This window comes from Cryobacterium sp. Y11, assembly GCF_002929535.1.
Lineage (GTDB): Bacteria > Actinomycetota > Actinomycetes > Actinomycetales > Microbacteriaceae > Cryobacterium.
This window is the reverse complement of sequence record NZ_PJJO01000059.1, coordinates 60043-74765: the sequence shown is the minus strand read 5'-3', so window position 1 is coordinate 74765 and position 14723 is coordinate 60043. Positions and strand designations below refer to the sequence as shown.

The 14723-nt window shown below is 62.2% G+C and carries 14 protein-coding genes; 6 read left to right on the top strand and 8 right to left on the bottom strand.

What is annotated here, in order from left to right; genetic code table 11:
• Positions 1 to 35: 35 nt before the first annotated feature.
• The 6 genes from CXY75_RS19530 (at position 36) to CXY75_RS13770 (ending at position 7937) form a co-directional block, all read left to right on the top strand.
• Positions 36 to 2342: a DUF6049 family protein gene (locus tag CXY75_RS19530; RefSeq protein ID WP_146069478.1), complete on the top strand. Its 2307-nt coding sequence runs from the start codon at positions 36 to 38 to the stop codon at positions 2340 to 2342.
• Complete coding sequence (murJ, locus tag CXY75_RS13790; RefSeq protein ID WP_104083395.1) at positions 2335 to 3972, top strand: murein biosynthesis integral membrane protein MurJ; 1638 nt, start codon at positions 2335 to 2337, stop codon at positions 3970 to 3972. The genes CXY75_RS19530 and murJ overlap by 8 nt, the downstream gene beginning before the upstream one ends.
• A 187-nt stretch (positions 3973 to 4159) precedes the next feature.
• Entirely contained in the window at positions 4160 to 5131 is a 972-nt protein-coding gene (trxB, locus tag CXY75_RS13785) for a thioredoxin-disulfide reductase (RefSeq protein ID WP_104083578.1), read from the top strand.
• Positions 5132 to 5141: 10 nt separating this feature from the next.
• Positions 5142 to 5465 carry a thioredoxin gene (gene trxA, locus CXY75_RS13780; RefSeq protein WP_104083394.1) on the top strand — a complete coding sequence of 108 codons (324 nt, stop codon included), beginning with the start codon at positions 5142 to 5144 and terminating at the stop codon, positions 5463 to 5465.
• 101 nt (positions 5466 to 5566) lie between these two features.
• Positions 5567 to 6937, top strand: coding sequence for a PLP-dependent aminotransferase family protein (locus CXY75_RS13775; protein WP_104083393.1), 1371 nt, complete (start codon positions 5567 to 5569; stop codon positions 6935 to 6937).
• Positions 6938 to 6980: 43 nt separating this feature from the next.
• Positions 6981 to 7937 carry a D-alanine--D-alanine ligase gene (locus CXY75_RS13770; protein ID WP_104083392.1) on the top strand — a complete coding sequence of 319 codons (957 nt, stop codon included), beginning with the start codon at positions 6981 to 6983 and terminating at the stop codon, positions 7935 to 7937.
• Between the two features lie 1325 nt (positions 7938 to 9262).
• Here CXY75_RS13770 and CXY75_RS13765 read toward each other — a convergent pair.
• The 8 genes from CXY75_RS13765 to rpmH all read right to left on the bottom strand — a co-directional run bounded on the left by CXY75_RS13765 (position 9263) and on the right by rpmH (position 14440).
• Positions 9263 to 10225, bottom strand: a complete 963-nt coding sequence (locus CXY75_RS13765; RefSeq protein ID WP_199182470.1) for a ParB/RepB/Spo0J family partition protein — start codon at positions 10223 to 10225, stop codon at positions 9263 to 9265.
• Between the two features lie 13 nt (positions 10226 to 10238).
• Positions 10239 to 11195: a ParA family protein gene (locus CXY75_RS13760; RefSeq protein WP_104083390.1), complete on the bottom strand. Its 957-nt coding sequence runs from the start codon at positions 11193 to 11195 to the stop codon at positions 10239 to 10241.
• Between the two features lie 76 nt (positions 11196 to 11271).
• Positions 11272 to 11967 (bottom strand): 16S rRNA (guanine(527)-N(7))-methyltransferase RsmG, encoded by a 696-nt coding sequence (gene rsmG / locus CXY75_RS13755; protein WP_104083389.1) that lies wholly within the window; start codon positions 11965 to 11967, stop codon positions 11272 to 11274.
• An 11-nt stretch (positions 11968 to 11978) separates the two neighbouring features.
• Complete coding sequence (locus CXY75_RS13750; protein WP_104083577.1) at positions 11979 to 12557, bottom strand: R3H domain-containing nucleic acid-binding protein; 579 nt, start codon at positions 12555 to 12557, stop codon at positions 11979 to 11981.
• 29 nt (positions 12558 to 12586) lie between these two features.
• Positions 12587 to 13576, bottom strand: a complete 990-nt coding sequence (gene yidC, locus CXY75_RS13745; RefSeq protein WP_104083388.1) for a membrane protein insertase YidC — start codon at positions 13574 to 13576, stop codon at positions 12587 to 12589.
• A gap of 8 nt (positions 13577 to 13584) precedes the next feature.
• Positions 13585 to 13896, bottom strand: a complete 312-nt coding sequence (gene yidD / locus CXY75_RS13740) for a membrane protein insertion efficiency factor YidD (RefSeq protein ID WP_104083387.1) — start codon at positions 13894 to 13896, stop codon at positions 13585 to 13587.
• Positions 13893 to 14279, bottom strand: coding sequence for a ribonuclease P protein component (rnpA, locus tag CXY75_RS13735; RefSeq protein ID WP_104083386.1), 387 nt, complete (start codon positions 14277 to 14279; stop codon positions 13893 to 13895). The genes yidD and rnpA overlap by 4 nt, the downstream gene beginning before the upstream one ends.
• Before the next feature lie 23 nt (positions 14280 to 14302).
• Positions 14303 to 14440 carry a 50S ribosomal protein L34 gene (rpmH, locus tag CXY75_RS13730; protein ID WP_010204566.1) on the bottom strand — a complete coding sequence of 46 codons (138 nt, stop codon included), beginning with the start codon at positions 14438 to 14440 and terminating at the stop codon, positions 14303 to 14305.
• Between the last annotated feature and the right edge of the window lie 283 nt (positions 14441 to 14723).

The following is a 14723-nucleotide window of genomic DNA, read 5'->3' as shown; positions in this document are numbered from 1 at the left end:
GGCGGCTACCAGCTGGCACGCCGTAGAATCCCCCTATGGTGGCCGAGTCAGATTCTGCGCATCGGCCCGCGCTCTCGGTTGCCGAACGCACTGCCGTGCGCCCGGCGCCGCGCACACATCGTCGTCAACGGATGCGCCCGGTTGCGGCTTTTTTCGTGGCTTTCTTCACCCTCGCGTCGCTGATCCTGTTCCCCTCATTGGCACCGACCGCCGCCCAGGCCGCCCAGCGCGAGACCACGCGCACCGCGACGACTCCGCCGGATTCAGTCGGAATCACCGTGACGCCGAGCACGTCGTCCGTGCTGACCCCCGGTCAAGACTTGGCGCTGACCCTGACCCTGCATAACAACACGGATGCCGCTGTACCGGTTGGCACCGTCGATATCTACCTCGCCGGGCTGGCCCTGACCACGCGAACCGCACTCGATTCCTGGTTGCGACCCGATAAAGACTCGAACTCGGGCGACCTGCTGCTCAGCCTGCCGACCACGGAGATCATCCCGGTGGGAGCAAGCACCAGCCTGTCGATCACCGTCCCCGCCGCATCCGTTGGATTGACCGAGCAGAACGCATGGGGAGCGCGCGGCGTCGCTGCCGTTCTGCGGATCGGGGAAACGGTGCGCGCCGAGGGACGCGGCACTTTTGTCTGGTCCCAGGGCAGCGTCCCCACTCCCGTCGCGGTGGCGTCGATCATGCCCATCACGGTGCCTGCTGGCGCGACAGGCCTGATCACCGCGAAGGAACTCGAGTCGTACACCAGCTCGGTGGGCCTGCTGACCAGCCAATTGGATTCCGTCTTTAATGCGCCGTCACTGACAATCGCCATCGACCCGCAGATCATCGCATCCATTCGCGTGCTCGGCACCGCGGCGCCCGTCTCGGCTCTGGCCTGGCTGGATCGCTTGGCCACAGCGAGCAACGACATTTTTCCGCTCGCCTACGCGGATGCCGACATCTCGCTGCAGGCGCAGGCCGGCGCCACGGCAGTGCTGACACCGACCTCGTTCGACCCGGCGATTGACCCCAGTTTGTTCGTCGTACCCGCAGAGGCGCCCGGGGCGGAGCCGAGTGTCACGGATATGCCCAGCGTCACGTCCCACACATCTTCCCAAGCCTCCGCCACCCCAACCCCTTCTCCCACGGTTTCGCCGGGCGAAACGGTGATTCCCACAACGAGCGACCTGCTCGCCTGGGAATACACGAGCACAGAAATCGCCTGGCCGGCGGCTGGCAACGTTGCCAGCAGCGATCTCGACGTGTTTGCCGCGAGCGGCCAGACCACGACCATCCTCTCGAGCGGCAATGTGCAGCAGTCCGACGCCTTCACCCCGAACACGGCGCTCACGTTGCCGACCGGGCTCGGCCTGGTCAGTGATTCGGCCCTGTCGAGGGCCATTCGCACCGCCGCGGAGGCTGCCAGTGACGAGGACTGGCGTGCCAGCATGGCGGAGGCGGCATCGTTGCTGGCCATCGTGTCGGCCGAGAACCCCGATTCGGCACGCACCCTGCTCGTCACCTTCGACCGAAGCCGTACCACCAGCACTAGCCGGGTCGGGCAGACGATGGCTGCCCTCGATGGGCTGGCCTGGGCAAACACCGCCCTCCTGCAGTCAGCCCTGACCGCTACGCCGGCGCCAACGGTGACCTTCGACGACGAGTCGATCGCGGCCAGCCGGGTCGCCGCCGCACGCTCACTTCTTGATAATGAGGCTGCCGTCACTGATTTTGCAACGATCCTCGCCGACCCCGTGCTGATCACCGCCCCGCAGCGTCTTGGTCTGCTCGCCCTGTTTTCCACCTCGTGGACGTCACAATCGTCTCTCTGGCAGGAGCAGGTGGCAACCAGTTTGGCCACCTCCGTCGATCTCCTGCACGCCGTGACCGTGACCACACGCGGACCAATTGTCGTGGTCGGCAGCAACGTCGACCTACGCATCACCCTCACCAACGCACTGGATCAGACCGTCACCGTGCGCACGGAGGTTGTGCCATCCAACGGGCGCCTCGTTGTCGGCGATACCCTCGCGACCACAATTCAGCCCAACTCCGCTCAGGCGGTGTCTGTGCCGCTGAGCGCTGCCGTCGGTAATGGCGACGTCGTTCTGCGGGTCACCCTGTTCACCCTGACGGGCACGCCACTGGGCCAGCCAGCTCCGATCGACGTCAGCGTGCGCGCTGATTGGGAGGGCCTTGGCGCGAGCATTTTCGCCATTCTGGTCGTCGGGTTCTTCGGATTCGGCATCTGGCGCAATATTGTGCGTCGACGCCGCGAGAACGCGGCCGAGGTACCCGCAGCGGCATTCGTTTCTAAAACGACACACCCGACGGAACCGCATGTCTGACGCCATCGCGGGGCCGGGCAGCGACAAGCCAGGCGGTATCGGCCGGGCCAGCGCCTTTCTGGCCTCGGGCACGATCGTGTCGCGCATTCTTGGCTTTGTGAAAGTCATCGTTTTGACCGCCATCATCGGCGCGGTCGGCGCCACCGCCGACACGTTCTCGATCGCCAATCAACTGCCCAACACGATCTATACGATCGTGGCCGGTGGCATCCTGACCGCCGTTCTGGTGCCGCAAATTGTTCGAGCCACCGTGCACGCAGATGGCGGCACGGCCTACATCAACAAGCTGCTGACCCTGGCATTGGTCATTCTTTTCACGGCGACCCTCGCGGCTACGCTGTTGGCGCCGGTGATAACCGGGTTCATCGGACTAAACCTTCCCGAAAACCAGAAGGCACTCGCCGTAGCGTTCGCTTACTGGTGCTTGCCGCAAATGTTCTTCTATGGGCTCTACACGCTGCTCGGCGAGGTGCTCAATGCTCGAAAATCTTTCGGGCCGTTCACCTGGGTGCCCGTACTGAACAACGTCGTCGCCATCATCGGCCTCGTCGTCTTTGCGGCCCTGTTCAGTCCCGACCCAGCTGGTGATCGGTCGGCCGCCGATATCACAGCAGCCATGGTGGCCATTCTCGGCGGCAGCGCCACCCTCGGTGTCATCGTGCAGGCCGTCGTGTTGTTTTATTTCTGGAAGCGTATCGGCCTGCGCTTTCGCCCCGACTTTCACTTTCGCGGCGTTGGCCTGGGAACCGCAGGCAAGTTGGCGAGCTGGACCTTCGGAATGCTGCTCCTGACGACCTTCGCCGGCATCGTCGAAACGCAGGTTGTCACGCTCGCGCACGGTAAGGCATCCGTTGCGGTGCTCGCGACGGCGTGGCTGATCTTCATGCTGCCGCACTCCGTGATCACCGTGTCGGTTGCGACGGCCTACTTCACCCGCATGAGTGAGCACGCCTCGCTCGGGAATTGGGCACTACTGAAAGCGGATGCCTCCAGCGCGATTCGGGGAACGTCACTTTTGATCGTGCTCGCGGCAGCCGTCATCGCGGTCTGTGCCTATCCGTTCGCCGCGGTCTTCGTTCCCTTCGACCAGGTGCCGGCCGTCGGCAACGTCATCCTGGCCTTCATAGTGGGACTGGTACCGTTCTGCGTGCTGTTCGTGTTGCAGCGCACGTTCTACGCCATCGGTGACACCCGCACGCCGTTCTTTTTCACCCTGTTTCAGGTCGTTCTACTGATCGGCGCCGTGCTGGCCTGCTCGTTCCTGCCCACCGACACGATCGCGGTCGGCATCGCCGCGTCGATCACCATGACCGGCACCCTGCAAGCCATTCTGGCCGCGACCTTGCTGCGACGCCGACTGGGCGGCATCGACGGGCGTCGCATCCTGCGTAGCCTCGTGAAATATCTCGTCGCTGCGATCATTCCAGTCGGCCTGGGCCTCACCGTGCTCGGCACCCTCGGCGTCGCCAGCACTGACGACTTCGCCGTCGCTTCGCGGTTCACCGCCATGGTGTCTATGCTCCTGATCGGCCTAGTCATGACCGCCGCCTACTTCGGCCTGCTGCTGCTCATGCGCAGCGCAGAGCTCACAGCGTTCCTCACACCCTTGCGGGCGCGCTTGCACCGCTGAATACCCGGATAGCCAGCGGGAGCCACAGCGCCCGTCTGAGCGCCGCCCCCATTTCACCGGGTGAACCACGGGCTTGAGCGGCGCCGCTCAAGCTGGGAGGGCTTGGAATAGCATCCGCTTAGGATGTGTTGTATCGAAACGTGAGGCTGGTTATTGCCCGTCTTGCCCCATTGCAAGGAGTGTGCGCGTGCGTCAGATTATCATCATCGGTTCAGGGCCGGCCGGTTACACCGCGGCGATCTATGCCGCAAGGGCCAACCTCAAGCCACTACTGATCGCCAGTTCTGTTGAGGCCGGCGGCGAATTGATGAACACCACCGACGTAGAGAATTTTCCCGGTTTTCCGGAGGGTGTCCAGGGCCCAGACCTCATGACCAAGATGCAGGAACAGGCCGAACGGTTCGGCACAGAGGTCGTCTATGACGACGTCGAATCGATCGATCTGTCCGGCCCGATCAAGACGGTCGCCCTCGGCAACGGTGACGTCGAACAGGCACTCGCCGTTATTTTCGCCACCGGGTCGGCATATCGCAAGCTCGGCCTCAGCGACGAAGAGCGCCTGTCAGGCCGCGGCGTGTCCTGGTGTGCCACCTGCGACGGTTTCTTTTTCAAGGGCAAGGAGATCGCCGTCATCGGTGGCGGCGACTCGGCCATGGAAGAAGCAACGTTCCTCACCCGGTTCGCCTCTAAGGTGCACGTCATCCACCGCAAGGGTGAGCTGCGAGCCTCGAAGATCATGCAGGAGCGCGCCTTCGCCAACGACAAGATCGAGTTCATCTGGAACTCCGAGGTCGTCGGTATCACCGGTACCGAGGCCGTTGACGGCCTCACCCTGCGCGATACCGTCTCCGGAACCGAGACCAGCCTCCCGGTCGGCGGCGTGTTCGTGGCGATCGGCAACGACCCGCGCACGCACCTCGTGCACAAGCAGCTCGACCTCACCCCCGAGGGCACCATTGCCGTCGCCGGCCGGTCGTCACTGACCAGCCAGGCCGGCGTGTTCGCCGCCGGCGATGTCATTGATTCCAGCTACCGCCAGGCCATCACCGCCGCCGGCTCCGGCTGCGCGGCCGCCCTCGACGCCGAGCACTACCTCAGCACCCTTCCCCGAGACTTGCTGGCACAAGCCGGCGACACCGAACTCGCATCCGTTAATTAAGGAGAACAATATGACCGCACGATCCGTCACCGAAGCCAACTTCGAACAAGAAGTCATCAACAACGAGAAGACCGTTCTGGTGGACTTCTGGGCCGAGTGGTGTGGCCCCTGCCGCGCCGTCAGCCCGATCCTCGACCAGATCGCCTCCGAGAACTCCGACAAGCTCGACATCGTCAAGCTCAACGTCGACGAGCACCCGGCCCTGGCCGCCAAGTACCAGATCACCTCCATCCCCGCGATGAAGGTCTTCCAGAAGGGTGAGGTCGTCAAGACCGTCATCGGCGCCAAGCCGAAGCCCCAGCTGGAAAAGGACCTGGCCGACTACCTGGTCTAATCCATACAGGCACGAGACAACCCGCCCGGTTTCGACCGGGTGGGTTTTTTCGTACCTGGCGCCACCCCATACGATGAAGTGAACAGCAGAACGGATGTGACGTGACAAATCAGGGTTCCACTGACGCCAGTACCAAGCAGACCAAGACCGGTACTGCGCAGGCCGGAAACAACCTCGACCCGTGGTACCACCACTACGCCGAACGGGCCGCGGGTCTGAAGGCCTCCGAGGTGCGTGCCCTCTTTGCCGTCGCCTCACGCCCCGAGGTGGTTTCGCTCGCCGGCGGCATGCCATACGTTGCAGCCCTGCCGCAGGATCTCGTCATCAACGCCATGGATCGCGTCATGCGCGAGAAGGGGGCCACAGCCCTGCAATATGGCTCTGGTCAGGGAGTTCCCTTGCTCCGTGAGCAGATTCTCGACGTTATGGCGCTCGAGGGAATCAAGGCGAACGCCGACGACGTGGTCGTCACCACCGGCTCCCAACACGCCCTCGAACTGGTCAGTAAGTTATTTTTGGACCCCGGCGATGTTGTTATTTCTGAGGGCCCCAGCTACGTCACCGCGATGGTGATCTTCAAGTCATACCAGGCCGAAGTCGACCATGTGCCCATGGACGAGAACGGCCTCATCCCGCAAGCGCTGCGCGAGCACATTGCTACGCTGAAGGCGGCCGGGCGCACGATTAAGTTTCTCTACACGATTCCGAGTTTTCACAACCCGGCCGGCGTGACCCTCAGTTGGGAACGCCGCCTGGAGATTCTCGAAATCTGCCGCTCGAACAATATTCTGGTTCTCGAGGACAACCCGTACGGCCTGCTCTACTTTGATAAGCCAGCCCCGGATGCCATCCGCTCGCTCGAGCGCGACGGTGTCGTCTACTTGGGCACCTTCTCCAAGACCCTCGCCCCCGGTTTTCGGGTGGGCTGGGCACTCGCCCCGCACGCGATCCGCGAGAAACTTGTGCTCGCCAACGAAGCGGCAGTGCTCTCCCCCAGCTCCTTCACCCAAATGGTCATCTCGGAATATCTCTCCACGGCCGATTGGAAGGGGCAAATCAACACCTTCCGCGGCGTCTATCACGAGCGCAAGAACGCCATGCTCTCTGCCCTCACTGAGTACCTGCCCGACCTGACCTGGACCAATCCCACGGGAGGATTCTACGTCTGGGTGAGTCTGCCAGAGCGGCTCGATTCCAAGGCCATGCTGCCCCGCGCGGTCAAGGAACTCGTGGCCTACACGCCAGGCACGGCGTTCTACGCCGACGGTGATGGTCGCCAGAACATGCGCCTCGCCTTCTGCTATCCCACGCCGGATAATATTCGGGTGGGCATCCGACGTCTCGCAACCGTGATTCGCGGCGAGCTCGATTTGCTCGACACCTTCGCCGGTACTGGCTCGCTCGGTGCCGCCCCCGATCGCCCAGGAGCCCAGAACCAGCGCTTCGGCGGCCCGCCCGCCAATATCTCCTAAATTCGCCTAACTACCCATACTGAGCTAGGAAATATACCTGATCATGAGCGAATTCACCGCACTTAACATCATTGTGCTGGCCGGCGGCATCTCCCACGAACGTGATGTGTCACTACGCTCCGGCCGACGGGTAGCGGATGCCCTCACCGACGCCGGTCACAAGGTCACCGTACTCGACCCCGGCGCGAACCTGCTCACCACCCTGCGCGATACGGCGCCCGATCTCATCTGGCCTACCCTGCACGGCGCCACCGGCGAAGACGGAGCACTGCTCTCACTGCTGGCCACCACGGGTATTCCGTTCCTCGGGTCACGCGGACCGGCGGCCGCACTGGCGTGGAATAAGCCCACCGCGAAGGAACTCGTACTGCGCGCCGGCTTCGCCACTCCCCCAGCGATCGCACTCTCGACCGAGACGTTTCGCGATCTCGGCGCCACGAGTGTGCTCGAACACCTAATTAGCGCAATCGGGCTGCCTCTCGTGGTCAAGCCAGCCCAGGGTGGGTCATCGCAAGGCGTCACGATCGTGCGCACCCCTGCCGATCTGCCGCGCGCGATGGTGGACGCCTACACCTACGCCGACACCGCCCTGGTGGAGGCGCACATCGATGGCACCGAGGTGACCGTGGCCGTACTCGACACCGGGGACGGCCCGATGGCCCTGCCGATCGTAGAAATCGTCCCTGTTGACGGTGTGTACAGCTTCGAAGCACGCTACAACGCCGGGGAGACGAACTTTTATACCCCTGCTCGCCTCTCCGAAGACATCTCGTCGACCGTCGCCGCGACGGCCGTGGCTATTCACGGGCTACTCGGGCTGCGTCACATCAGCCGCGTCGACCTTATTGTCGACGCGGCAGGCACGCCGTGGTTCCTCGAGGCCAATGTACTGCCCGGACTGACGGAAACGTCTTTGGTTCCCCAGGCCATCGAGGCCGCGAGCCACACCCTCGGAGCTATCTACTCCGCTCTGGCCACGAACGCTCTCGTCACGCAATAGCCACGTTTCACGTGAAACATCGCGGCAGCCGGTTCTGCAGATAGTCAGCGGGAGGGCGATGGCGGTCTCGGCAAGCTCGACCAGCGGAATGGTGAGCCCCGTGGGCCTCCGTCGGGATAGCGATGGGCGTCTACGTTTCACGTGAAACATCGCGGCAGCCGGTTCTGCAGATAGTCAGCGGGAGGGCGATGGCGGTCTCGGCAAGCTCGACCAGCGGAATGGTGAGCCCCGTGGGCCTCCGTCGGGATAGCGATGGGCGTCTACGTTTCACGTGAAACATCGCGGCAGCCGGTTCTGCAGATAGTCAGCGGGAGGGCGATGGCGGTCTCGGCAAGCTCGACCAGCGGAATGGTGAGCCCCGTGGGCCTCCGTCGGGATAGCGATGGGCGTCTACGTTTCACGTGAAACATCGCGGCAGCCGGTTCTGCAGATAGTCAGCGGGAGGGCGATGGCGGTCTCGGCAAGCTCGACCAGCGGAATGGTGAGCCCCGTGGGCCTCCGTCGGGATAGCGATGGGCGTCTACGTTTCACGTGAAACATCGCGGCAGCCGGTTCTGCAGATAGTCAGCGGGAGGGCGATGGCGGTCTCGGCAAGCTCGACCAGCGGAATAGCGAGCCCCGTAGGCCTCCGTCGGGATAGCGATCGGCGTCTACGTTTCACGTGAAACATTGGGACAGCGTCTTCCGCCCGCTGCCCGCGGGAGGGCGATGGCGGTCTCAGCAAGCTCGACCAGCGGAATGGCGAGCCCCGCAGGCCTCCGTCGGGATAGCGATGGGCGTCTACGTTTCACGTGAAACATTGGGACAGCGTCTCCTGCCCGCTGCTCGCGGGAGGGCGATGGCGGTCTCGGCAAGCTCGACCAGCGGCATGGGCTGTCCCGCAGATCGCCGCGGGGAGGGCGATGGTCGTCTGCGCTTCACGTGAAACATTGTGGCAGCAGCTCCCGCGCGCAACCTGGGCGTTGGCAACAGTTCGCGTTGTTTCACGTGAAACAACGAGGCTACACGCTCTCCCGCAGGCACCCGAGGGTGACAGGTCGACAGAGCCGACCTAGGATCGCCGTGCGGGTGAGCCAGCCGCCTGGTTACGCAACCACCGCTGATCGAGCTTGCCGAGATCGCCGTGCACCGGCGGCACGGTGCCTGCAGGAAGTGTGCACCGGCACGCTCTCCGGAACGTTGCGGGGATGTTCCACGTGAAACACGGCCGACACTCGGGAGAGGTTTCACGTGAAACAGATCGAGAATCTCGAGGTAACTCACGAAAAACACCTCCACCACGGGCGGGGTGTTTCACATGAAACGCGAGGGCAAGACGGCCTGATCTAGCTCGCGCTAAAAGCCGGTTCTCCGAGCAGGATGAGAATGCGGTTCAGATCACCGATGGTTGCGAAATCAACTGTGATCTGGCCTTTTCTCGCCCCGAGATTGACCTTCACCCGAGTGTCGAGCCGATCCCCGAGGTGCTCGGCGATCTCGTCGAGGTGTCCCTGGCGTCGGCCAGGAAGTGGCTTCGCCTTCACCGGTTTCGGAACCAACGTTGCCGCAGCCTCCGCTGCCCGCACAGAAAGATCTTCTTCAACAATTTTGTCGGCTAGGCGCAGCATGCCAGCCTCATCGCCAACGGACAGAATTGCCCGGGCGTGACCGGCCGAAAGCACCCCGGCAGCAACGCGCAATTGCACCGGCTCCGGCAGCTTAAGCAGCCGCAGCGTGTTCGTGATCTGCGGGCGAGACCGACCGATTCGCATCGCCAGTTCTTCCTGCGTGATCCCGAAATCGGCCAAAAGCTGCTGATAAGCCGAAGCCTCCTCAAGCGGGTTCAGCTGCGCGCGGTGCAGGTTCTCGAGCAGTGCATCGCGGAGCATGTCGACATCGGCGGTCTCGCGAACGACGGCCGGGATGCTGTCTAGTCCGACCTCCTTGGTCGCACGCAGCCGACGCTCGCCCATGACGAGTTCATACTTGCCGGGCTCATCGCTGAGCGGGCGCACGACAATCGGCTGAAGCACGCCGACTTCACGAATGCTGTGCACGAGCTCGGCGAGATCATCTTCGTCGAAAATGGTGCGAGGTTGGGCACGATTAGGCACGATGTCGTGCGGGTTCAGGTGCGCGAGATGTGCTCCACGCGTTAGCGAAACGTCGGACACCAACGCGGGGGAGGCATCCGCTTCAGTCGGGACAGCACGCGGAAAGAACACATCGACCGGCCTGGGAGCCGAGGAGTCTTCGTGAATCGGAATGAGTGCGCCAATACCGCGGCCGAGTCCGGTTCTTTTCGCCATCAGTGCTGTTCTCTCATTTGGACTGTTCCTTTATGTGGGGCTGTTTTCCCGCGCCAGGCGCCCCGCGGTGGGCCATTTCTGCTGCTGCTTCGAGGTACGAGAGCGATCCTGCGGAGTTCAGGTCATAGCTCACGACGCTCTGACCATAGCTCGGGGCCTCAGAAACGCGCACAGAGCGCGGAATTGCCGTATTGAGCACCTCTTGGGGAAAGTGATCGCGCACTTCTTTTGCGACCTGGGTCGCCAAATTGGTGCGGCTGTCGTACATGGTCAACAGAATTGTCGACACGACCAGGTCGGGGTTCAGGTGCTTCTCGATGAGCTTGATGTTCTTGAGCAGCTGGCTCAGCCCCTCAAGAGCGTAGTACTCGCACTGAATGGGAATGAGCACCTCACGGGCAGCGACAAAGGCGTTAATGGTAAGCAGTCCCAGTGACGGCGGGCAGTCAATGAAAACATAGTCATACCGCTCGGTCACCTCGGCGAGATACAGATCGAGTGCACGACGCAGCCGCTGCTCGCGGGCTACCAGTGACACCAGCTCAATCTCCGCGCCGGCCAGGTGAATGGTGGCGGGCACGCAGAACAGTGCACCGAATTCGGGGCTTTTCTGCACGACCTCGATCATGGGCATGTCGTTGATGATGACGTCGTACACGCTCGGTGTCTCGGCGCGGTGTTCAACGCCAAGGGCGGTCGACGCATTGCCCTGAGGATCGAGATCGATGACCAAAACCCGGGCGCCCTGGCGGGCGAGTGCTGCGGCGAGGTTGACGGCAGTGGTCGTTTTTCCGACCCCGCCCTTCTGGTTGGAAATGGTCAAGACCCGCGTCTTGTCGGGCTTGGGCAGGTCTCCCGCCGCAATCACCTGGCGCCGACGCGTCAGTTCCGCAATTTCACGAGCGAGCGGAGTGGTGGCGTCAAACCCAGCAGCCTTGTCAACTCGCTGGTCTTCAGCAGGATGTTTCACGTGAAACCTTTACGATCGACGGTTGATGAGCCACCCGAAAGGGACTCCCGAATACCACTGTCTTCGGCATTCGGGACTAGTCCACTGTAGCCCGGATGACCCGGGTTACCTCCGGCAGCACGCCCGCTCCGAGGGTAATGATCTCGACATCACGCAGGCGATACTTGCGAATGGGCTGCGTAGCCGCTTCAATCTCACGCTGCGCACCCTCGCCCTTCATAAGAATGAGCTCGCCGCCCTTGCGCAGCAGGGGAGCAGTCAGGGGAATCAGCTTGCTGAATGCGCTGACGGCACGCGCCGTTACCTGGTCGAGCGGATGTGGCATGCGGGCTTCCTCTGCACGCGCGCGCACGACGGTCACATTGGGTAGTGCCAGTGCAGTTACCTGATCATTTAACCAGGCAACCCGTCGCTCCATCGGTTCGATCAGCACGAAGTTCACATCGGGGCGGGCAATGGCCAACACTAAACCCGGCAGCCCGGCGCCGGAGCCGACGTCACCCACCAGACCAGGGTTCAATAATGGCGCAACAATGGCGCAGTTCAGAATGTGACGCGACCACAGTCGGGGGAGTTCTAATGGACCAATGAGTCCAAGTTTTTCGCCCTGATCAGCCAAATTGTGCGTAAATGCACGAATACGGTCGATCTGACTGCCAAACAGGCCGGCCGCAGCGGCCGGCTCAATCTCCAGCTCAACCGGTTCGACGACAAGGGGTTCGGACTCCGCGCGATCAGGCACGTTGGAGGCGGGTGCGACAGATTCCGACATGATCGCGAAGACTACGCTGCGGTAATGACGGTGTGACGGTCGCGACCCTCGCCCGATGACTCTGAGCGGTAACCATCACTGGTACCAACGATGTCGTGCACGAGTTTGCGCTCGTATGACGACATCGCGGGCAAGTCTGCCTCGGTCGCGCCGGCTTCGATGCGAGCGATAGCACGGGCCACGAGCGCAGCGAGCTCGGCTTCGCGGGCCTCACGTGATCCCCCAATGTCGAGAATGAGACGGGAAAAGGACCCCGTCTTGTTCTGCACGGCGAGGCGCGTCAATTCTTGCAGGGCGTTGACGGTTTCCGGTTTGGAGAGTAACCGAAGGTTGTCCGCGTCGGAGGCCTTGACCGACAGGTAGGCACGCCCGTTGCGGGCATCAATGTCGATGTCGCCGTCTAAGTCGCAGATATCGAGAAATTCCTCGATATAGTCGGCCGCAATATCGCCCTCGCGCTCGAGCTGGCCGGTTGTGAGTGGGACCTCCGCGGTGGAGACGGAACCGGTTTCGACCGCGACGTGCGATGCATCCGTTTTGGCAACATCCGTGCCGAGTGCGCTGTCGTCGACAACAGAACCGTCGGTCAGGCCAGTCTTTTCCGTCACGGTGCTCTCCACTACTTTTTTGGGCCGGTTTGCTTTTTGGCGCGAGCCTTGCCGACCGGCTGCTGACGCTGCGCCGGCTTGGCAGGTTCCTCAACAACAATGATGTCACCGTCGGTCGCAATGAGCTTGCCCTTGCGGGCCAGTCGCTCTTCGCGGGCCTTGGCGGCCTCACTGCCGGGGGTGGGCATGTTTCTAATGACCAGGAACTGCTGAACCATGGTCCAGACGTTCGAGGTGAGCCAGTAGAACATGACGCCGAGCGGGAACGCGACACCGGAGAAGGCAAAGACGAGGGGGAGCAGGTAGAGCATGATGCGCTGCTGCTTGAACATGGGGCTGGCCTTGGTCTCCGGCGACATGTTCTTGGAGACGATCTGCAGCTGGGTAAAGAACTGTGAGGCGGTCATCAGTACCACCATGGTGGCGGCAATCAACATGACGGTCCCGTTGAAGTTCTGCCCGGCGGTCCAGAGTGACCACTGCGAGGCGAAGGTGTCGTGCAGTGGCGCCTGCCCGAAAAGCTCCGCATTGCCGAAGCTGACCGCGAGGTCACTGTTCAGCGGTCCAACGCCGGCCTGCGCATCCTGCTCACCTCTTGGCTGTGCGTCGTTGAGTACCGAGAACAGGGCGAAGAAGATCGGCATTTGCAGCAGCAGTGGCAGGCACGAACTCAGCGGGTTGGTTCCCGTCTTCTTGTACATGGCCATGGTCTCGCGGGACATTGCCTCACGCGAGAACTGGTCTTTCTTGCCCTTGTACTTGTCTTGAATCTTCTTGAGCTGCGGGGCAACCTCGAGCATCTTGCGCTGGCTCTTGATCTGCTTCACGAAAATGGGAATGAGCGCGGCGCGCACCACGATGACCAGGCCCACGATCGATAGAACCCAGGTGATTCCGTCGTCGTAATCCATTCCCAGGTTGGTAAAGAGCCAGTGGAAGGCCACAAGCAGCAGCTCGACCGCCCATTTCAGAGGCCAGAGGATCGTACCTATCAGGTCCATACTGTGGGTTAGCCCTTTCCGTGGCTAGGTGCAACGACAAAACCGAACGACGTCAGCCGAAAGCGACGCGTGCTTTTGAGAGGTACATCATCGATGCCGCCTTCAGACCACGGATGACAATGGCTCAGCCTGCGGGCAGCAAGGGCGCAGCCCCACGCTAGTCCGTGTTCCTGAACGGCTCCCAGTGCGTAGGCCGAGCAAGAAGGATAAAAACGACACACATCCCCATAGAGGGGAGAAATCACGGCGCGATACACGCGAAGAATCAGCACACCTATGTTACGGGGCAGTAAAAAAATTGTCGCGAGTAGGCGATTCATCGCACTCGACTGCCTTTTCGCGCTGGGTGCGGGCGCGCCAGTGAACGCTGAACCTCATCGTGCAGCGTTTGCCACGCGGCACCGTGCGCACTCGGCAAGGCGCGGATGACGACATCCGTTCCCGGTAACACCGCGGGGAGTAATTCGAACGTGACCGCCTTAAGGCGGCGGCGAACGAGATTGCGCCTCACGGCGTTACCAACATTCTTTGCGACGATGAATCCAAAGCGAACCGGTTCACCAACATCCGTTTGAGATGGACTCGGTCGATCGGTACTCGTGCGCACGTACAGAACGGTGTGCGCACCAACGATCCGCACACCGCGCCGAACGACGCCCTGATAATCGCTACCGCTCGTGATGCGATTTACGTGAGCCAGCATGAGAACCGCAGCCCCACGAGAACCTAGGCGGAGAGTTCAGTGCGACCCTTGCGACGGCGAGCACCGAGGATGGCGCGGCCGGCGCGGGTGCGCATGCGCAGACGGAAGCCGTGCACCTTGGCGCGACGACGGTTGTTCGGCTGGAAAGTTCTCTTGCTCATAGTTCAATCTCCACGTATTTGAATCACCGCTGGCCAAAATCCCCTCGGCCAGAACAGCAGCGCGCACAGAAGTTGGATGCCCGCAGGATGGGGTCAACTGATTAAAACTACGGCTTCGGCCACGTCTGGTCAAACTCAGGCCACGAATAAGCCGAAACTCCACAATAATGACTCCACCGTAGATATCGAGCAACGACGCGACGCCCCAGCGCTAGCGGGGGTGAAGTAGCCTCGTCGCGCGGGATCGGCTACCGTTACGACAAAGTTATCCACAGGGTTTGAC

What these genes read in the sequence shown, in the direction of transcription:
- CXY75_RS19530 (WP_146069478.1), top strand. Translation starts at nt 36, where the DNA reads ATGGTGGCCGAGTCAGATTCTGCGCATCGGCCCGCGCTCTCGGTTGCC.
- murJ (WP_104083395.1), top strand. Translation starts at nt 2,335, where the DNA reads ATGTCTGACGCCATCGCGGGGCCGGGCAGCGACAAGCCAGGCGGTATC.
- trxA (WP_104083394.1), top strand. Translation starts at nt 5,142, where the DNA reads ATGACCGCACGATCCGTCACCGAAGCCAACTTCGAACAAGAAGTCATC.
- CXY75_RS13770 (WP_104083392.1), top strand. Translation starts at nt 6,981, where the DNA reads ATGAGCGAATTCACCGCACTTAACATCATTGTGCTGGCCGGCGGCATC.
- CXY75_RS13765 (WP_199182470.1), bottom strand. Translation starts at nt 10,225, where the DNA reads ATGGCGAAAAGAACCGGACTCGGCCGCGGTATTGGCGCACTCATTCCG.
- rsmG (WP_104083389.1), bottom strand. Translation starts at nt 11,967, where the DNA reads ATGTCGGAATCTGTCGCACCCGCCTCCAACGTGCCTGATCGCGCGGAG.
- yidC (WP_104083388.1), bottom strand. Translation starts at nt 13,576, where the DNA reads ATGGACCTGATAGGTACGATCCTCTGGCCTCTGAAATGGGCGGTCGAG.
- yidD (WP_104083387.1), bottom strand. Translation starts at nt 13,896, where the DNA reads ATGAATCGCCTACTCGCGACAATTTTTTTACTGCCCCGTAACATAGGT.
- rnpA (WP_104083386.1), bottom strand. Translation starts at nt 14,279, where the DNA reads ATGCTGGCTCACGTAAATCGCATCACGAGCGGTAGCGATTATCAGGGC.
- rpmH (WP_010204566.1), bottom strand. Translation starts at nt 14,440, where the DNA reads ATGAGCAAGAGAACTTTCCAGCCGAACAACCGTCGTCGCGCCAAGGTG.